At 66.9% G+C, this 17,037-nt stretch carries 19 protein-coding genes and 1 tRNA gene; 4 read left to right on the top strand and 16 right to left on the bottom strand.

Features of this window, described 5'->3' with window-relative positions:
* Positions 1-25: 25 nt before the first annotated feature.
* Positions 26-406 carry a tautomerase family protein gene (locus AC5P98_RS01070; RefSeq protein WP_005415517.1) on the bottom strand — a complete coding sequence of 127 codons (381 nt, stop codon included), beginning with the start codon at positions 404-406 and terminating at the stop codon, positions 26-28.
* A gap of 566 nt (positions 407-972) precedes the next feature.
* Here AC5P98_RS01070 and AC5P98_RS01065 point away from each other — a divergent pair.
* Positions 973-1,380, top strand: coding sequence for a hypothetical protein (locus tag AC5P98_RS01065; protein WP_049404897.1), 408 nt, complete (start codon positions 973-975; stop codon positions 1,378-1,380).
* 52 nt (positions 1,381-1,432) lie between these two features.
* The gene (locus AC5P98_RS01060; RefSeq protein WP_049404896.1) at positions 1,433-1,996 is read left to right on the top strand and encodes a hypothetical protein; all 564 of its coding nucleotides are present in this window, start codon (positions 1,433-1,435) and stop codon (positions 1,994-1,996) included.
* An 85-nt stretch (positions 1,997-2,081) separates the two neighbouring features.
* Here the strand turns inward: AC5P98_RS01060 and AC5P98_RS01055 are convergent.
* The 14 genes from AC5P98_RS01055 to AC5P98_RS00990 form a co-directional block, all read right to left on the bottom strand.
* Positions 2,082-2,156, bottom strand: a tRNA-Val gene (locus AC5P98_RS01055).
* A 117-nt stretch (positions 2,157-2,273) separates the two neighbouring features.
* Entirely contained in the window at positions 2,274-2,627 is a 354-nt protein-coding gene (locus tag AC5P98_RS01050) for a PilZ domain-containing protein (protein WP_005412452.1), read from the bottom strand.
* On the bottom strand, positions 2,624-3,580 hold the full coding sequence (locus tag AC5P98_RS01045) for a DNA polymerase III subunit delta' (protein ID WP_046429215.1): 957 nt from the start codon (positions 3,578-3,580) through the stop codon (positions 2,624-2,626). The genes AC5P98_RS01050 and AC5P98_RS01045 overlap by 4 nt, the downstream gene beginning before the upstream one ends.
* Complete coding sequence (tmk, locus tag AC5P98_RS01040) at positions 3,577-4,242, bottom strand: dTMP kinase (RefSeq protein ID WP_049404895.1); 666 nt, start codon at positions 4,240-4,242, stop codon at positions 3,577-3,579. Before tmk ends, AC5P98_RS01045 begins: the two co-directional genes overlap by 4 nt.
* The gene (gene mltG, locus AC5P98_RS01035) at positions 4,239-5,300 is read right to left on the bottom strand and encodes an endolytic transglycosylase MltG (RefSeq protein WP_049404894.1); all 1,062 of its coding nucleotides are present in this window, start codon (positions 5,298-5,300) and stop codon (positions 4,239-4,241) included. Before mltG ends, tmk begins: the two co-directional genes overlap by 4 nt.
* A gap of 192 nt (positions 5,301-5,492) precedes the next feature.
* A complete protein-coding gene (locus AC5P98_RS01030) occupies positions 5,493-6,857 on the bottom strand; it encodes an aminodeoxychorismate synthase component I (RefSeq protein ID WP_049419168.1) in 1,365 nt (454 codons plus the stop codon).
* A 92-nt stretch (positions 6,858-6,949) separates the two neighbouring features.
* Positions 6,950-8,212 (bottom strand): beta-ketoacyl-ACP synthase II, encoded by a 1,263-nt coding sequence (gene fabF, locus AC5P98_RS01025; protein WP_049404892.1) that lies wholly within the window; start codon positions 8,210-8,212, stop codon positions 6,950-6,952.
* Positions 8,213-8,355: 143 nt separating this feature from the next.
* Positions 8,356-8,595 carry an acyl carrier protein gene (acpP, locus tag AC5P98_RS01020; RefSeq protein ID WP_005415509.1) on the bottom strand — a complete coding sequence of 80 codons (240 nt, stop codon included), beginning with the start codon at positions 8,593-8,595 and terminating at the stop codon, positions 8,356-8,358.
* Between the two features lie 152 nt (positions 8,596-8,747).
* Positions 8,748-9,491: a 3-oxoacyl-ACP reductase FabG gene (gene fabG / locus AC5P98_RS01015; protein WP_005408312.1), complete on the bottom strand. Its 744-nt coding sequence runs from the start codon at positions 9,489-9,491 to the stop codon at positions 8,748-8,750.
* An 82-nt stretch (positions 9,492-9,573) separates the two neighbouring features.
* Entirely contained in the window at positions 9,574-10,518 is a 945-nt protein-coding gene (gene fabD, locus AC5P98_RS01010; RefSeq protein WP_049404891.1) for an ACP S-malonyltransferase, read from the bottom strand.
* A gap of 159 nt (positions 10,519-10,677) precedes the next feature.
* The gene (locus AC5P98_RS01005; protein WP_049404890.1) at positions 10,678-11,460 is read right to left on the bottom strand and encodes a BUD32 family EKC/KEOPS complex subunit; all 783 of its coding nucleotides are present in this window, start codon (positions 11,458-11,460) and stop codon (positions 10,678-10,680) included.
* A 77-nt stretch (positions 11,461-11,537) separates the two neighbouring features.
* A complete protein-coding gene (locus AC5P98_RS01000) occupies positions 11,538-12,515 on the bottom strand; it encodes a beta-ketoacyl-ACP synthase III (RefSeq protein ID WP_014646186.1) in 978 nt (325 codons plus the stop codon).
* A gap of 91 nt (positions 12,516-12,606) precedes the next feature.
* Positions 12,607-12,801: a 50S ribosomal protein L32 gene (gene rpmF, locus AC5P98_RS00995; protein WP_005408308.1), complete on the bottom strand. Its 195-nt coding sequence runs from the start codon at positions 12,799-12,801 to the stop codon at positions 12,607-12,609.
* A gap of 107 nt (positions 12,802-12,908) precedes the next feature.
* A complete protein-coding gene (locus tag AC5P98_RS00990; protein WP_049404889.1) occupies positions 12,909-13,418 on the bottom strand; it encodes a YceD family protein in 510 nt (169 codons plus the stop codon).
* A gap of 113 nt (positions 13,419-13,531) precedes the next feature.
* Between AC5P98_RS00990 and AC5P98_RS00985 the strand changes: the two genes are divergently transcribed.
* The gene (locus AC5P98_RS00985) at positions 13,532-14,101 is read left to right on the top strand and encodes a Maf family protein (RefSeq protein ID WP_049404888.1); all 570 of its coding nucleotides are present in this window, start codon (positions 13,532-13,534) and stop codon (positions 14,099-14,101) included.
* A gap of 103 nt (positions 14,102-14,204) precedes the next feature.
* Here the strand turns inward: AC5P98_RS00985 and AC5P98_RS00980 are convergent, their stop codons facing one another.
* Positions 14,205-16,040: a glycosyltransferase family 39 protein gene (locus AC5P98_RS00980; protein ID WP_046429196.1), complete on the bottom strand. Its 1,836-nt coding sequence runs from the start codon at positions 16,038-16,040 to the stop codon at positions 14,205-14,207.
* A gap of 42 nt (positions 16,041-16,082) precedes the next feature.
* On the opposite strand from AC5P98_RS00980, the gene AC5P98_RS00975 reads away from it, so the two are divergent.
* Positions 16,083-17,036: an AAA family ATPase gene (locus tag AC5P98_RS00975; RefSeq protein ID WP_032958559.1), complete on the top strand. Its 954-nt coding sequence runs from the start codon at positions 16,083-16,085 to the stop codon at positions 17,034-17,036.
* The last annotated feature ends 1 nt before the right edge of the window (position 17,037 follow it).

Raw genomic sequence — 17,037 nt, 5'->3', positions numbered from 1 at the left:
GTCAGGCGCAGGCACCGTTCCCGCATCAACTCACGTACTGCGCCTGACCGTTCCCGAACGACCAGTTCTCCTTCTTCACCTCCACCAGGTTGATGAACACATCCTCGCGGCGGATGCCCACCGCCGCATGCAGTCCATCGGCGATGCCGGCGTACAGCGCCTTCTTCTGCTCCAGCGTGCGCCCTTCGTTCCAGGTGATCTGGATGCAGATGAAGTCGTCGGTGCGATCCACGCCCAAGTAGCCGGGGTCGTAGATCAATGTGCCCGGCGCGTGTTCCTGGAAGATCTGGAAGCGGTCGTTTTCCGGCACACCCACCGCGCGCATGGCCTGGTAGATGGTTTCGCCGACGCGTTGCAGGTAGTCGGCGGATTTACCTTTGCGAAGATCGATGCGGGCGAGCGGCATGGCGGCACTCCAGAGTGGATGGGCACGGCAACGGGCTGAGACTACGCCTGCCCGGGGCGGCGGGACAGCGCAGGGATGGAACCGTCTGGCTCCATGCGTGGCATGGTCCCGCCTCCGCCGCGCGGGGTGACGCGATTGCCGTGGTGGCTCCGCTGTGGAGTCGTCTCGTGCACGGTCGGCAGGTGCGGCGATGTGCGCCATCAGTGATGGGCCGCACTACTCGCGGGTGCTGGACGACACACATCGGAAAACGTCTGACCTGCCTAGGGACAGTTGAGAATTTTCCTTACAGACCGATGTGATTGCCCGGCTTGAAGATCGCCGCGCCGAGGCAAAGAGCCTTGGCCGGGATTGGCGTCTCGAATAAACGAACAAGCTACTGGAAGTTGCGATCTTGATCGCAGCAAAGAGAATGCACCCACTGCCTTCCATGGCGGGCGGTGCGTGGGGATCGGAAGATCCGCCAGGCTTTTTCTCCCAGTGAGCTTTCGTGCCTTGGTACGCCAACCCGCACCGTCCGCCACCTTCGCTTCGGAAGGTGGCTTCACGCCAGTGAGGGTTTCGCCATGACCAACTGCACCGCCATCCATCCCCGCCTGCACGCCTTGATCGGCGACATCGCCGCCGACGTGCCCGGGGACCTCGCACGCGAGATCGAGTGCGCCCTGAACGAACAGAACCTTCCGGCGCAGTCGGCCACGTTCTTCGCCCGTCTCAATGCGATCAACCATGCCGACGGTGATGACGGACAGCCGTGCATCAGCCTCACCCTCGGCGCCAGCAATCACGCTTCGTTGCGCCGCTCGCTATCTGGGCTCGGCGCATTGCTCGATCTGCTGCAGGCCGCCAACCATGCGCGCAACGAAGGCGGCCCGGACGAACAGTTGGGCGCCTTCCATACCGACGGACTGATCGTGGCCGCACGCCAGTTGGTGCGCGAGGCACATCATTGCCTCTCCAGCGGCGATGCCTGACCGGCCCGGATGTGCTCCCGCTACAATCCCGCAGGGAGCGCAGGAGACAGCGATGGACGCCGAACACCTGGAGTACTTCAAGGCCGCACTGGAAGGCCGCGCAAGCGTGGGCTGGAACGTCTGGTTCGCCGCCAACCAGCAGGCGCTGGCACAACAACTGAGCCGCCCTGCACTGCTGCGCTTGAAGTTCAGCACACTGGATGAAGCCGAACGCCTGCTCGCCAAGGCCGGCATCGTGCCCCGCAGCACGGCGGGCAAGCGCTACGAAATGTACTGCGCGCAGTTCTCGCCGGACGTGGTGGACGCGAACGGTCGCCCGCTACCGGCGATCTGGCGCGCGGCGCACGGCGGTGCCATCGGCCTGCTTGCCGAGGGTGAGCAGGAGGCCGGCCAGGCGAAGCTGCTCGCGGAGTTCCGCCGCGTCCGCAAGCGCGGGCTGCAACAGGCCCACGAATGGTTGGCCGATCTGTGCTTTGAAGGCGAGATGGAACTGACCAGCGGCAATGCCGAGGTGGGCCGTAGTCTGCTGGCGGTGGTGGCGCAGGCCGGCAGCGGACACGACCTGCTGGATGCCACGGCGATGATCGCGCGCGAGCTGCTGGAGCGGCACGGCTGAAAGGGTATGCGCTTCCGGCTGATCCTGCTGGATCGCAGGCAACAAAAAAGCCCCCATTGCTGGAGGCTTTTTTCGTTCTGCAACATGGTGGGCGGTACAGGGATCGAACCTGTGACCCTTGCCGTGTGAAGGCAATGCTCTACCGCTGAGCTAACCGCCCGGTGTGTTGCTGAGCCGCTCATTATAGGGGCTTTTCAGAGGCCGTCAACAGTTTTTCACAGTCGTGTTCACGGGCATTTCGGGGCACGCAGCCGGGCATGACCCGACGCTACCGGAATCACATCGTATGGGTCGGTTTGTCCGAACCGGTCAGCCCGGCCAGCAGGGTCTCGATCTTGTGGCGCACGCCCTCGCCTTCGGCACCGTCGGCCAGCTGCACGCCGATGCCGGCGGTACGGTTGCCCTGCGCGCCGGCCGGGGTCACCCAGATCACCTTGCCGGCCACCGGCAGGCGCTCGCTGGAATCGGGCAGGGTCAGCAGCAGGAACACCTCGTCGCCCAGGAAGTAGCGCTTGGGCGTGGGCACGAAGATGCCGCCATTCTTCACGAACGGCATGTACGCGCTGTACAGCGCGGCTTTGTCCTTCACAGCCAGGGACAGGATGCCCTGGCGGGCGTTGCTGGCACTCATCGATTTCCCCTTGCGGCAGGCCGCTCGTTCACCTTGTTCCAGGCCAGCAGCAACTCGACCACCGCAAGGTCTGCACGCACCGTGGTGCGCAGCAGGTCGCGGGTGCGGTTGGCCGCATCGAACCAGGCTGCAAGCTTGTGCAATCGCTCCGGCGTGGTCAAGGCATCGGTGCTGGCCTGGGCCAGCGCCAGGTCGGCAGCGAAGCGCAGGCGCAGCGCCGCGTTGTCATCACCACACCACTTCTGCGCCAGCTCCACCGCGCCGGTCTTGCCGGCGGCCAGCTGTTCCAGATCTCGACCAACTTCGCGGCGCAGGCTCAGGCCGTCTTCGCGCAGCCAGTTGTCGGCCTGGCCGGGATGGCCGCGGGCGGCCTCCAGCGCTTCGCGCGCCGATGCTTCACTGTGGCCCAGCTGCTGCAGCCAGGCCAGTGCTTCGTGCTGCGGCGGCAGCTTGAATTCCAGGCGCTGGCAACGGCTGCGGATGGTCTGCGGCAGGCGTGCCGGATCGCTGCTGATCAGCCACAGGTAGCGGCCGGGCTGCGGCTCTTCCAGGGTCTTCAGCAGCGCATTGGCCGCCGAGCGGTTGATCGCATCGGCCGGATCGACGATCACCACCTGCGCCACGCCGTACTGCGGGGTCAGCGCCAGCTTGTCGGTGATCTCGCGCACCTGCTCGATGACGATCTCGGTACGCAGCTTGTCGCCGCTCTTGTTCGGAATGAAGCTGACCAGCTGCAGGTCCGGATGGGTGCCGGCGGCGATCAGCTGGCGCGTGCGCGTGGCGTGCGTTGCATCACCCTGCGCCAGCACGTGGTCGGCCAGCGCCAGCGCCACCTCGCGCTTGCCCAGCCCGGCCGGGCCGCAGATCAGCAGGCCATGACCGAGGCGACCGGCGTCGAGCGCGGCCACGGTCTGGTCGAACGCGCGCTGCTGCCACGGCGAAAACGTGCTCATGCGCCCTCCCCGTCCTGCAGCCAACGCTCGACACGTGCGACCACATTGGCGGCCACGCGTTCCTGCACCTGGCCGGCGTCGATCAGCGCGAAGCGCTGCGGGTCCTGCTGTGCGCGGCTGCGGAACACGGCGCGCACGCGCTGGAAGAAATCGTCCTGCTCGCTCTCGATGCGGTCCGGCCACAGGTCGCGGCCGTTGGCACGGGCGCGGCCCACGGCCACGTCCACGTCCAGCAGCAGGGTCAGGCCCGGCAGCAGGCCGACCGCGCGGCGCTCCAGGTCGGCAATCCACTGCGGGTCCAAGCCACGGCCACCGCCCTGGTAGGCGTAGCTGGAATCGGTGAAGCGGTCGCTCAGCACGTAGGCACCGCGCTGCAGCGCCGGCCGGATCACCTGGCGCACATGCTGGGCGCGTGCGGCGAACACCAGCAGCAGCTCGGCTTCGGCGCTGAGCGGTTCGGCAGCGATCTCGGCATCGGGCTTCAGCAGCAGGCCGCGGATGCGCTCGGCCAGTGGCGTACCGCCCGGCTCGCGGGTCAGCACCACCTCGTGGCCGTGGCGGCGCAGGCAGTCACGGATGGCATTGATGGCGGTGGTCTTGCCTGCGCCCTCGCCGCCTTCCAGGCTGACGAAACGCGGGTGGCGAAGCAGCGCGGGACTCATTGCGCCGGGGTCTCCTGGGTACGTTGCTGGCGCAGCTGCTGCAGGTAGCGGGCTACGGCGGCGTTGTGCTGGTCCAGGCTGGGCGAGAACACGTGCGCGCCGCTGCCGTCGCCCACGGCGACGAAGTACAGCGCATCACCGGCGGCCGGCTGCGCCGCGGCCATCAGCGCGTCGCGACTGGGCATGGCGATCGGGGTCGGGGTCAGGCCCGCACGGGTATAGGTGTTGTATGGCGTATCGGTGGTCAGGTCGCGGCGGCGGATGTTGCCGTCATACGCGGCACCGATGCCGTAGATCACGGTCGGGTCGGTCTGCAGGCGCATGCCGATCTTCAGGCGGCGCATGAACACGCCGGCGATCTGCGGGCGCTCGCTGGCCAGCGCGGTTTCCTTCTCGATGATCGACGCCAGCGTCAGCAGTTCGTAGGGCGTGTTGATCGGCAGGTCCGGCGCGCGGCTTTCCCAGGCTTCGTCCAGCGCCTTTTCCATTGCGGCGTGGGCGCGCTTGAGCACGTCCAGATCACTGTCGCCGCGCTGGTAAACGTAGGTCTCCGGCAGGAAGCGGCCTTCCGGGTGCTGGCCACCGAAGCCAAGGCGCTGCATCAACGCGGCGTCATCCAGGTTGTCGGTGGTGTGCAGCAGCGGCTCGGCGCGCTTGAGTGCGGCACGCAGCTGGCGGATGTTCCAGCCCTCGACAATGGTGACGCGGTGCTGCAGCACCTTGCCGGCGCGCATGCGCAGCAACAGCTCGCGCGGGGTCAGCTCGCCACCGAGCGCGTACTCGCCCACCTTCAGCTTGCCGGCCGCATCGAGCTGGCGCGCCAACAGCTGCCACTGGGTGTCCTGGCCCTCGTCCACGCCGGCATCGCGCAGCTTGCGCAGCACGCTGTTCATGCCATCGCCGCTGGCGATGACCACGCTCTCGGCGGTCGGGGTGATCGGGGCGTCGGCGAAGCGGGTCTGCTGGTAGAAGAACCACGCGCCCGCGCCGGCCACGACGGCGGCCAGCACCACCACCAGCGTTACCACGAACAGACACCCGCGCTTGGCTCGCGCCATGGACTACCTCTGAACTCGATTCCGTCGTGCAGGATACCGTGCCGATGGATTGGGGTCATGACCGGGGTGGCGCCTGCGTGCCGACCAACGGTCGATCAGTAGATCCACGCCATGCGTGGATGAACGCCCGGCGGCATGACTGCGGGGGTCAGAGCCCTCGCGCGGTGCGCAAGGGATCCGACCCCGACCGGATCAGCCCTGCTGGCCGAGCGCGCGCAGCAGGCCGCGGGCCTTGGCGCGGGTTTCGTCCAGTTCCTTGTCCGGGTCCGAATCGACCACGATGCCGGCGCCGGTGCGGAAGCTGACCTGGTGGCCATCCACTTCGGCGGTGCGGATCAGGATGTTCAGGTCCAGGTCGCCATCGCGGTTCAGCCAGCCGAACGCGCCGGTGTAGGCACCACGCGGCACCTGCTCCAGCTCGCTGATGATCTGCATGCAGCGCACCTTGGGGCAGCCGGTGATGGTGCCGCCCGGGAACGTGGCGGCGATCACCTCGCCGGGCGTGACCTCCGGGCGCAGGTGGCCGCTGACGTTGCTGACGATGTGGTGCACATGCGCGTAGCTCTCCACCGTCATCAGCTCATCGACCACCACGGTGCCGGGCAGGCAGATGCGGCCCAGGTCGTTGCGCTCCAGGTCGATCAGCATCACGTGCTCGGCACGCTCCTTGGGGTGGCCGACCAGCTCCTGGATGCGTGCGGCATCATCGTCCCCCTCGAAGCGCGGACGCGTACCGGCAATCGGACGGGTCTGCGCGTGGCCGGCATGCACCGACACCAGCCGCTCCGGCGAGGAACTGACCACATGGCGGCCGTGGGCGCTGAACAGGCCGGCGAACGGTGCCGGATTGGCACGGCGCAGCTGCGCGTACAGCGCCTGCGGGCTGACCGGCGCAGCGAACTGCGCGCTCCAGCGCCGCGACAGGTTCACCTGGAACACGTCGCCGGCACGCAGGTACTCGATTACCCGGCGCACACCGTCGGTGAAGCGCTGCGGCGCATCCTCGCCCACCGCCTGCGGCGGCTGCCAGCCCTGCCCGGCTTCGGGCAGCGCGGCCGAGGCCAGTGCCACCAGCGCATCCAGCAACGCCTGCTCGCCGGCCTCGGCGATGACGAAGCTGGCATCGTTGTGGTGGTCGTGCAGCACCGCGGCCGGGCAGCGCAGCGCCACCGCGGTCGGGCGGCCATCCTCGCGTGCGCGCGCCGGCAGCACCGGTTCGATCTGGCTGGCCACTTCGTAATCGAGCATCAACGCCCAGCCGCCGCGGAACGGCAGGCTGTGGCTGCCGTCATGCGGCAGGCGTTCGCGCTGCCAGGCACGGTCCAGCACCTGCAGGAAGCTGCCGGCATGCACCGCGTCGTGCTGGTCGCGCACCTGGCCATCCGCATCCAGTCGCAGGCGATCGCCCTGCGCGGCCAGCAGCAGGCTCCAGCGGCCCTGCGCGGTGCCCGAGGCAGTGGATTCCATCAGCAGCGGAAAGCGCGCCGGGTCATGCTGCTGCAGGGCCAGCAGATCGATCGGGTGCGGCAGCGGGTGGATCAGCGGTGCGTGGGTCATGGCGGCCAGTTCGGGGGTTCAGATGCACGGAAGCCGCCTTGCGGCGGCTCCGTAGAACGCGGCGTCGAGCATGGCCCGACGCTACAACTCGGTCAGACGCGCTTGAAGATCAGCGTGCCGTTGGTGCCGCCGAAGCCGAAGCCATTGGACATCACCACGTCCACCTTGGCCTGGCGCGCTTCGTTGGGCACGTAGTCCAGGTCGCAGCCTTCGCCCGGCTGCTGCAGGTTGATGGTCGGCGGGATGACGTTGTCCTGCAGTGCCATCACCGAGAAGATCGCTTCCACGCCGCCGGCAGCACCCAGCAGGTGGCCGGTCATCGACTTGGTGGAGCTGACCATCATCTTGTAGGCGTGGTCGCCGAAGGCGGTCTTCATCGCCATGGTCTCGCCCAGGTCGCCCAGCGGCGTGGAGGTACCGTGCGCGTTGAGGTAGCCCACCTGTTCCGGGCTCACGCCCGCGTCCTTCATGGCCATGGCCATGCAGCGCGCGGCGCCTTCGCCGTTCTCGCTCGGTGCGGTCATGTGGTACGCGTCGGAGCTGGCGCCGAAGCCGGCCAGTTCGCAGTAGATCTTCGCGCCACGTGCCTTGGCGTGCTCGTACTCTTCCAGGATCAGGATGCCGGCGCCGTCGCCCAGCACGAAGCCGTCACGGTCCTTGTCCCACGGGCGCGAGGCCTGTTCCGGGGCGTCGTTGCGGGTACTCATGGCCTTCATCGCGCAGAAGCCACCCAGTGCGGTCGGCGACGAGCCACGCTCGGCACCGCCAACCACCATCACGTCGGCGTCGCCGTACTGGATCATGCGCATCGCGGTACCAATCGAATGGTTCGAGGTCGCGCACGCCGACACCGCCGAGAACGACGGGCCCTTCAGGCCGGTGATGATGCTCAGCTGGCCCGGCAGCATGTTGATGATGGTCTTGGGCACGTAGAAGGGCGAGATCTTCTTGCCCTCGTGGAACTCGATGGTCTGCTCTTCGATGCCGAGCAGGCCGCCGATGCCGGCGCCGACGATGGCGCCGATGCGCTCGGCATTGGCGTCGGTGATCTCCAGGCCCGAGTCGTGCAGGGCCATGAACGAGGCACCGAGGCCGTAATGGATGAACGGGTCCATCTTCTTGGCATCCTTGCCGCTGACCCGGAATTTGCCGAACAGTTCATTGTCGGCGGTGATGTCGAATCCCTTGACCTCACCTGCAATCTTGGTGGTGAACCGATCCAGATAGGCATCCGCAACGTTGGTCAGCGGACCGATGCCCGAACGACCGTGGGTGATGCCTTCCCAGCTGCTGGCCAGATCATTGCCCAACGGCGAGACGATACCCAGGCCGGTTACGACGACGCGACGCTTCATTGCTGATTCTCCTGGCCCGGCTGATTTCAACGGGCAACTCGGTTTGCTTCGGTGTGATGCTCAAACACACGGGGCCGCAACTGCGGCCCCATGGGGTGCGGTGCGCGGCGAGCGTGGGCCCGCGCGCGCACTGCCGTCTGACATCAGGCCTTGACGTGGGCCTTGATGTAGTCGATGGCGGCCTGCACGGTGCTGATCTTCTCGGCTTCTTCGTCCGGGATCTCGCACTCGAATTCTTCTTCCAGGGCCATCACCAGCTCGACGGTGTCCAGCGAGTCAGCGCCCAGGTCATCGACGAACGATGCGCTGTTGGTGACTTCTTCTTCCTTGACGCCAAGCTGTTCGACGACGATTTTCTTGACGCGTTCTTCGATGGTGCTCATGGGATCTCGCTCCAGATGGAGTTGTGGTTCAAAAGTGGTCGCCATCAAAGGCGATGGCCGTGGGATAGTGTAGTGGAAACCGGCGCGGCCTTGCATTGCAGCAAAAACCTCCGCAGATCAACCACTTGCGGCGCAATCCCTGCGCCCCTTGCTTACGGCATGTACATGCCGCCGTTCACATGGAGGGTTTCGCCGGTGATGTAACCGGCAGCCGGGCTGGCCAGGAAGGCCACCGCATGGGCGATGTCCTCCGGCGACCCCAGGCGTTCGAGGGCGATGTCGTTGATCAGCGCGGTGCGCGCTTCTTCCGGCAACGCCTTGGTCATGTCGGTGTCGATGAAGCCAGGTGCGACAACATTGACGGTGACGCCGCGCGAACCGATTTCCTTGGCCAGCGACTTGCTGAAGCCGATGATGCCCGCCTTGGCCGCGGCGTAGTTGGCCTGGCCGGCATTGCCGGTCACGCCCACCACCGATGCGATGTTGATGATGCGGCCCTTGCGCGCCTTCATCATGCCGCGCATCACCGCCTTGCTGGTGCGGAACACGCTGGTCAGGTTGGTGTCGATGATCGACGCCCAGTCCTCGTCCTTCATGCGCATGAGCAGGTTGTCGCGGGTGATGCCGGCATTGTTGACCAGGATCGAGATCGGGCCGAATTCCTTGGCGATGCCATCGAGCACGCTGTCCAGCGCGGCGGCATCGGTGACGTTCAGCGCGCGGCCGTGACCACCGTGGGCGGCCAGGCGTTCGCCGATCGCGGCAGCGCCGGATTCGGTGGTGGCGGTACCGATGACGGTGGCGCCCTGGGCGGCCAGCAGATCGGCGATGGCGGCACCGATGCCACGGCTGGCGCCGGTGACCAGTGCGATTTCACCCTGCAGGGGCTTGCTCATGATGTTTTCCTCAGGCTGGGGCGACCGCCGCACCCGTGCCGCTTGCCGCGGCCACCGGTACGGTCGGCAGGAACAGGGGGGATCAGGCCGACCATGCCTCGCGGGCGGCTTCGAAGTCGCCCGGCGTGGCCAGCGAACGGCCGTCGATGGCCTTGTCGATGCGCTTGACCAGGCCGGTCAGCACCTTGCCCGGGCCGCACTCGGCGATCCGGGTGACGCCACGGGCAGCCAGCGCCTGCACGCACCCGGTCCACTGTACCGGCTGGTACAGCTGCTGGACCAGCGCGGTGCGGATCGCGTCGATGCCGCTGTGCACCTGGGCGTCGACGTTCTGCACCACCGGCAGCTGCGGCGCGTGCCAGGACAGGCCGGCCATCACTTCGGCCAGGCGGTTGGCGGCTTCGCGCATGAGCGGGGTGTGCGAGGGCACGCTGACGGCCAGCTTGACCGCCTTGCGCACGCCCTTCTCGGCCAGCAGCGCCAGCGCACGGTCGACCGCGTCGGCGTCGCCACCGATCACGATCTGGCCCGGCGAATTGAAGTTGGCCGGCAGCACCACCTGGCTGCCTGCCGCTTCGGCGCAGACGTCCAGCACCAGCTGGTCTTCGGCGCCGAGCACGGCGGCCATGGCGCCGACACCGGCCGGTGCGGCTTCCTGCATCAGCTGGCCGCGCAGGCGCACCAGGTGCGCACCGTCATGCAGGCTCAGTGCGCCTGCGGCAACCAGGGCGGTGTACTCGCCCAGGCTGTGGCCGGCCAATACCGACGGGCGCGGACCGCCCACGGCGTTCCAGGCGCGCCACACGCCGATGCTCGCGGCCAGCAGGGCCGGCTGGGTGTATTCGGTACGGTTGAGCATTTCCTCCGGGCCGCCCTGGGACAGCGCCCACAGGTCGACGCCGGCACCATCGGATGCCTCGGTGAAGGCTTCACGCACCTGTGGGTGCAGTTCGGCCAGCTCGGCCACCATGCCCACAGACTGCGAGCCCTGGCCGGGGAAGACAAAAGCGAGGGTGGATACGGTCACGCGGTCATCCGCTTGTTGCAATCGAAGCGGGCCATGATAAGGGGGAACATGCCGTGTCGTCTGTACGTGCGCGTATGCACGCGTATGGTGAATGGCCGGGCAAGCGCAACGGGGTCAGATCCCTTTTCCTGCGGAAAAGGGATCTGACCCCTATCAGCCTCAGCAGAACAGCTGCAGGACGTCCAGGTCGCCGTCGGCGAGGAAATCCACGCACAGGCCCACCAGCATCAACACGCCGGCGGTGCTGGCGCCGTGGGCGATGAAGATGGAATGGGCCAGCGCGCGCGCCGAACGGCCCAGCTTCATGCAGACCCGGGCCAGGCTGCGCAGGCGGCCGCTGACCGCATGCACGTGCTCGCGCACCGGCGCCTGAACGTCACCCATCGCCTCGGCCATCATCGCCTGCAGGTGCCCGGGGCGGTCGGCGTAGTACTTGGCCACGCCGTAACCGAACATCAGCCAGTCGCGGGCCTGCGCTTCGGACAGATCCATCACTTCCAGCGGATCTTCCTCGAAATCGATGAAGCCGACCTTCTCGCCATCCCATGTGAGGTTGCGCGGCAATGGCTGCCCGAAATAGGCGCCGCGGGCATGAGCTTCAGCAATGGCCAGCATCGCCGCCATCACCAGCTGATCGCGACCGGCTTCGTCGGCTTCGCGCAGGCAGGTATTGAACGAGCTGCCGTTGTCGCCGATCACCAGCGCGGCATGACCGGCGCCCAGTACGTCCGGCACGTTCACACCCTGCGCCTGCAGTTCCGCGAGGCGGCGGGCCTCGGTTTCGCGTGCGGCGTCGCCACCGCGGTGCGGCGGCGGGCGCAGCGCATCCAGATGGAAACGGCGCGCAACAAAATTGAGCAGGCCCAGGGCCATTGCCCGGCTTCCCTTGCCGTACTGCTTCAGCCAGGCACGTTGCCCTTCGATGACGATGGGCTCAACCATGACAGGTCCTCCTTAAACGCGTTACGGCCCCGGAGGGGCCGTAACGACAAGACTTCACATTGTCGTAACTTGCACTATCAATAGCGCAGCAGGGCCGAACCCCAGGTGAAGCCGCCGCCGAAGGCCTCCAGCAGCAGCAACTGGCCACGCTCGACCTTGCCCGAACGCACCGCGGCATCCAGCGCCAGCGGCACCGAGCCGGAGGAGGTGTTGCCGTGCTTGTCGACGGTCACCACGACCTGGTCCATCGACATCTCCAGCCGCTTGGCGGTGGCTTCGATGATGCGCAGGTTGGCCTGGTGCGGGATCAGCCAGTCCAGGTCGGACTTGTCCAGGCCGTTGGCGGCCAGGGTCTCGTCCACGACCGAGTCCAGCGCCTTGACGGCGTACTTGAACACGTCGTTGCCCTTCATGTTGATGGTGCCGCCACCGTTGGCGCCGTCCTTGAAGCCGGTCGAAACGCCGACCGGGTTCCACAGCAGTTCCTTCTTGCTGCCATCGGCATGCAGGTGGGTGCTGAGGATGCCGGTGTCTTCGTCGGCCTTGAGCACGACAGCGCCGGCGCCATCGCCGAACAGCACGCAGGTGGTGCGATCGTTCCAGTCGACCATGCGGGTCAACGTTTCGGTGCCGATCACCAGCACGTGCTTGCAGTCGCCGGAGCGGATGAACTTGTCGGCCACGCCCAGCGCGAACACGAAGCCGGAACAGGCTGCGTTGACGTCGAAGGCGGGGCACCCGGCCACACCGAGCTTGGCCTGGATCAGGCACGCGGTGGACGGAAAAATGAGATCAGGGGTGGTCGTGCCGACCACGATCATGTCGAGCTGCGAGGCATCGATGCCTGCGGCTTCAAGCGCGCGCAGGGCGGCGTTGTAGCCAAGGTCGCTGGTGGTTTCGCCTTCGGCCGCGATGTGCCGTTCACGAATACCGGTGCGCGACTGGATCCACTCATCCGAGGTTTCGACCATTTTTTCCAGGTCGGCGTTGGTCAGGACTTTTTCCGGCAAATAGCTACCGGTGCCCGCGATCCTCGAATAGATCCGCTTGCTCATCATGTTTCCTGTTGCGCGGGCCGCCGATCACCGGCACGCCCGGGAAAGAAGGCAAAGGCCGCTGCCCGGAGGCAGCGGCCTTCCCGGCACATCAATCTTCTTCGACGGCCGAGGTCTTGGTCTGGATGACCTTCTTGCCGCGGTAGAAACCATCGGCAGTGATGTGGTGACGCAGATGCACTTCGCCGGTGGTCGGGTCGGTCGACAGCTGCTTGGCGCTCAGGGCGTCATGCGAACGGCGCTGGCCGCGGCGGGACGGGGTAACACGGGATTTCTGCACAGCCATGGGATTGCTCCAAACTCGGTTCGTTTTGCTTCGTCGTATCGTCGCGCAGGACGCCAGCGCCCAGCACACTTTCGCTTTCGCCGCAGCCGCCGACGACAATCCGGCTGCTATTGTTTCTTCAGTGCCGCCAACGCCGCGAACGGGTTGGCCTTCTTCGTTTCTTCTTCGCTCGGTGCCCAGTCCTTGTCGACTGCTTCACCGTCGGGCGACAGCGGCACCACGGGCACCGCCAGCACCAATTCGTCCTCGACCAGATCCAGCGGACGCAGCTGGCCGTCTTCCGGCACCAGCAACGCCTCGTATTCCTCCGGCAGGGACGATTCCTCGTCCTCGTCGCGGATCAGGCCAAGCCTCTGGGTCACCTTCACCGGCAACAGGAATCGCTGCATGCTGCGCTGACAGGTCAGCGGCAGCGCGGTGTCGATGGTCAGTTCCACATAGGATACCCGCAAGACGTCGTCGCGACCGAATTCAAGCGAGTAGACACACTCGCCGTCGGTATCTGCGACCAACCCCTGCAGGCGGGTCAATTCAGCCAGGGAGACCTGACCGTCGAAGCGCCTTCGCGCTACAACCATCCGCCAGGCATCCAGCGTTTCGGGCACGTTCGCGGACATAAGCCGCTGAATACTAAGGATCGCACCGCCCGCTGTCAAATGCCCGCCCTGCAGCACTTGCCGCTGGCGCCGTGGAGGGGCCAGACTGCCGCGCCCTGCCCCGGTATTGTCACATGTCACTGGTCCTGGCCTCCACCTCCCGCTACCGTCGCGAACTGCTGGAACGGCTGGGCCTGCCCTTCGACTGCGCACGCCCGGACGTGGATGAAACCCCTCTGGGCGCCGAGACCCCGCTGGCCCTGGCCACGCGCCTGGCCGCCGCCAAGGCCGCCGACGTGGCCGCCCGCCATCCGGGCGCCTGGGTGATCGGCTCGGACCAGGTGGCCGATCTGAACGGCCAGCCGCTGGGCAAGCCGGGCACGGTCGAGGCGGCCTGTGCGCAGCTGGCGGCAATGTCCGGACAGACGGTGCGCTTTCACACGGCAATCAGTCTCAGGCGGGATGGAGAATCCCTCGCCACCCTGGATCTGACCGAAGTACGCTTCCGCGTGCTGGACCCGCAGGAAATCGTCCGCTACGTCGCCGCCGAGCAGCCGCTGGACTGCGCCGGCAGCTTCAAGTGCGAGGGCCTGGGCATCAGCCTGTTCGAGGCAATCGACAACCGCGACCCGACCGCGCTGGTCGGCCTGCCACTGATCGCGGTGTGCGGCCTGCTGCGCAGGGCTGGATTCGCGGTGCCGTGAACGGTAGAGCCGAGCCCTTGCTCGGCCGTCTTTTTTTTAGGCTGCCCGCCATCTGTAGCAGAAGCAGCCGAGCATCGGCTCGGCTCTACAGGACCAGGGGACCTCAACGAACTTCGAACGGCTGCTCCTGCCACGCCTCCACGCTGCCGTCGCGGCCGTGCAGGCGCAGGCCAAGCCAATGCCGCCCCGGCGCCAGCGTGGTGGTATCCAGCGATGCGTCGAAGCCCACCGCCGGATGTTGCGGATCGGTGCTGTCCGGCCAGGTGTGGCGGATGTCGAACATGCGCCCGTAGCGCGCATCGCCAATCGAATGGCCATCGACCAGCACTTCGATGCGCGCCAACCCCACGCCATCCTTGAATGCCCAGCCCTTGATGGCGAGCGTTCCGGAGACCTTCTCACCGTTGGACGGCGCATCCAGCCAAGCCATTGCCGGCGTCACGCAGGGCCCCTGCGCGCGCTGCACCGGCAGCTGGAACAGCAGGAAGCGCTGGAAACCATGATCGCTGCTGACCACGCGCGGCGCCGGCAACGGCCCCACCTGCTCGCAGATGGCGTGATAGCGCGCCAGCAGATCGCGGTAGCGCTGGTCGCTGGGTGACAGCACCAGCAGCATCGGCGCACTGCGCGGGCCTTCGTGCAGCAGGCCCCACTGTGCCAGCTGTGCGGTCCGCCCATGCTTGTCGTTGAGCGGATGCGGCAACACCTCGATATCACCGTTGCCCAGCTGGAAGCCCAGTTCGGCACCGACCTTGAAGTTGCCCGCCAGCACACGCGTGCCCGGCGGCATCTGCCGCAGTTCGTCGCGCACCGCCACGGCCAGCGGCTGCCAGCCGGCAAAGTTGCGCGGGTAGTACTTGCTGCCGGCCATCTGCTCGCGCAGCGCCGGCGTGGACGCCATCAGGTAGTAGCCGAAAGCCAGTACGGTGCCTGCAGCTGCCAGCCACCAGCCGGTGCGGCGCAGCCAGCGTGGCCAGCCGTTGAGGACCACCGGCACGGCCACCAGCAGCGCCAGGTAGCCCGGCAACGGCCAATGGAAACTGATCCGCTCGACATCGGTGAAGAAGCCCAGCAGGAAGATGCCCAGCGTCGACACCCCGCCCACCAGGCCGAAATAGCGCCATTGCACCCGCACACCACCACCGCTGCGGGTACCCGCCAGGGCGACCTTCCACATCGCGATGCACAGGATCGGCGTCACCAGCATCGGCTGGATCACCAGGAACCACAGCCCTTCCCACTCGAACGTCCACGGGTGGCGCTCGACCACCTGGAACTTCAGGCCGGCATCATGGTTGTCCGCATTCCACGCCAGCAACGGCAGCCAGGCCAGTACACCCACCGCCAGCGCCACCCATACGCGCGGGTCGGCCAGCATGCGGCGGCCCTGCGGCAGCGCCAGCAGCGCAATGAAGCCGACACCGATGACGCCAATGAAACGGTAGTGGCTGAGCGCACCGATCAGCAGGCCCAGCGCCAGCTTCATCGCCGACGACGCATCCACGTTGTGCAGCAGGCGCGCACCGGCGTGCAGGCAGATCACCGCCGCAAGCGCCATCGGCACATCCGGCACGGCCAGCAGGCCCAGCGTGGCCGACAGCGGCATCAGCAGGGTCAGGCTGCCCGCCTGCCACCCTGCGACGTTGCCAAACCAGCGCGTGGCGATGCGCACCACCAGCAACGGCAGCAACGCACCGATGGCCAGGAACGGCAGGCGCAATGCGAGCACGTGATGGCCACCGATTTCCACGCCCAGGCGTGCAAGCCATGCTGTCAACCCCGGCAGGTCGGAATAGGCGGCGGCCAGGTGCTGGCCTTCCTGCCAATAGAACGCCTCATCGACGAACAGCGGCAGGCGTGCAGCCACCACCAGCTTGGCCGCTGTGATAAGCGTCCATAACCAGAGAAATATTGCCCGCGCGCGCTGTTCGCCTTGCATTGCTCTATGGATAATCGAGTGGATTCCAGACCTGAGACGATCATGCCAGCCTCGTCCCCCAATCCCAGCATGCTAACCGATCAACTGCGCCAGGCCCTGCGGGAGGCACAGGATCAGGTGAACGCACTGGTACTGGGCAAGGTGCCGGAAGTCAGGCTGGCCTTTGTCGCCCTGCTTTCCGGCGGCCACCTGCTCATCGAAGATCTGCCCGGGCTGGGCAAGACCACGCTGGCGCATGCATTGGCCAGCAGCCTCGGCCTCAGCTTCCAGCGCGTGCAGTTCACTTCCGACCTGTTGCCGGCGGACGTACTGGGCGTATCGGTGTACGAGGCCGGCAGCCGCCAGTTCCAGTTCCACCCCGGCCCGGTGTTCACCCACGTGCTGCTGGCCGATGAGATCAACCGCGCACCGCCGCGCACGCAGAGCGCGTTGCTGGAGGCGATGGCCGAGCAGCAGGTCACCCTGGATGGACAGACGCATCCACTGCCCGATCCATTCTTCGTGATCGCCACGCAGAACCCGGTCGACCTGTCCGGCACCTTCCCGTTGCCGGATTCGCAGCTCGATCGTTTCCTGCTGCGGCTGGCGATGGGCTACCCGAGCGTGCAGGCCGAGCGCGAGCTGCTGCGTGGCAGCGATCGCCGCGACCTGATCGCCCGCGCGGTGCCGAAGCTGGATGACACCCAGGTGCGTGCGCTGCGTGAAGCCGTTGGCCAGGTACACGCCAGCGACGCGCTGATCGACTACGTGCAGGCACTGTTGACCCGCAGCCGCCAGCATGCCGGCGTACGCGTGGGCCTGTCACCGCGCGCCGGGCTGGCCCTGCTGCGTGCCGCCAGGGCGCATGCACTGCTGCTCGGCCGCGGGCATGTAGTGCCCGAAGACGTGCAGACCCTGTTCGTGGCAGTGGCCGGCCATCGCCTGGTGGCGGAGGCCGAATCCAGCTCCGGGCCGGCACTGGCGCGGGCGATCCTGCAGACCGTCGCGGTGGACTGAA

This window comes from Stenotrophomonas sp. YJH_SMC_135, from assembly GCF_059372355.1.
This window is presented reverse-complemented; position numbering and strand designations above follow the sequence as displayed.

Bases quoted from the DNA above. Each gene is read 5' to 3' on its own strand.
- AC5P98_RS01005 (WP_049404890.1), bottom strand. From the start codon at position 11,460: ATGGTTGAGCCCATCGTCATCGAAGGGCAACGTGCCTGGCTGAAGCAG.
- acpP (WP_005415509.1), bottom strand. From the start codon at position 8,595: ATGAGCACCATCGAAGAACGCGTCAAGAAAATCGTCGTCGAACAGCTT.
- AC5P98_RS00980 (WP_046429196.1), bottom strand. From the start codon at position 16,040: ATGCAAGGCGAACAGCGCGCGCGGGCAATATTTCTCTGGTTATGGACG.
- AC5P98_RS01070 (WP_005415517.1), bottom strand. From the start codon at position 406: ATGCCGCTCGCCCGCATCGATCTTCGCAAAGGTAAATCCGCCGACTAC.
- AC5P98_RS01050 (WP_005412452.1), bottom strand. From the start codon at position 2,627: ATGAGTGCCAGCAACGCCCGCCAGGGCATCCTGTCCCTGGCTGTGAAG.
- AC5P98_RS01000 (WP_014646186.1), bottom strand. From the start codon at position 12,515: ATGAGCAAGCGGATCTATTCGAGGATCGCGGGCACCGGTAGCTATTTG.
- mltG (WP_049404894.1), bottom strand. From the start codon at position 5,300: ATGGCGCGAGCCAAGCGCGGGTGTCTGTTCGTGGTAACGCTGGTGGTG.
- tmk (WP_049404895.1), bottom strand. From the start codon at position 4,242: ATGAGTCCCGCGCTGCTTCGCCACCCGCGTTTCGTCAGCCTGGAAGGC.
- AC5P98_RS00975 (WP_032958559.1), top strand. From the start codon at position 16,083: ATGCCAGCCTCGTCCCCCAATCCCAGCATGCTAACCGATCAACTGCGC.
- rpmF (WP_005408308.1), bottom strand. From the start codon at position 12,801: ATGGCTGTGCAGAAATCCCGTGTTACCCCGTCCCGCCGCGGCCAGCGC.
- AC5P98_RS01030 (WP_049419168.1), bottom strand. From the start codon at position 6,857: ATGACCCACGCACCGCTGATCCACCCGCTGCCGCACCCGATCGATCTG.
- AC5P98_RS01045 (WP_046429215.1), bottom strand. From the start codon at position 3,580: ATGAGCACGTTTTCGCCGTGGCAGCAGCGCGCGTTCGACCAGACCGTG.
- fabG (WP_005408312.1), bottom strand. From the start codon at position 9,491: ATGAGCAAGCCCCTGCAGGGTGAAATCGCACTGGTCACCGGCGCCAGC.
- AC5P98_RS01065 (WP_049404897.1), top strand. From the start codon at position 973: ATGACCAACTGCACCGCCATCCATCCCCGCCTGCACGCCTTGATCGGC.
- fabF (WP_049404892.1), bottom strand. From the start codon at position 8,212: ATGAAGCGTCGCGTCGTCGTAACCGGCCTGGGTATCGTCTCGCCGTTG.
- AC5P98_RS01060 (WP_049404896.1), top strand. From the start codon at position 1,433: ATGGACGCCGAACACCTGGAGTACTTCAAGGCCGCACTGGAAGGCCGC.
- AC5P98_RS00985 (WP_049404888.1), top strand. From the start codon at position 13,532: ATGTCACTGGTCCTGGCCTCCACCTCCCGCTACCGTCGCGAACTGCTG.
- AC5P98_RS00990 (WP_049404889.1), bottom strand. From the start codon at position 13,418: ATGTCCGCGAACGTGCCCGAAACGCTGGATGCCTGGCGGATGGTTGTA.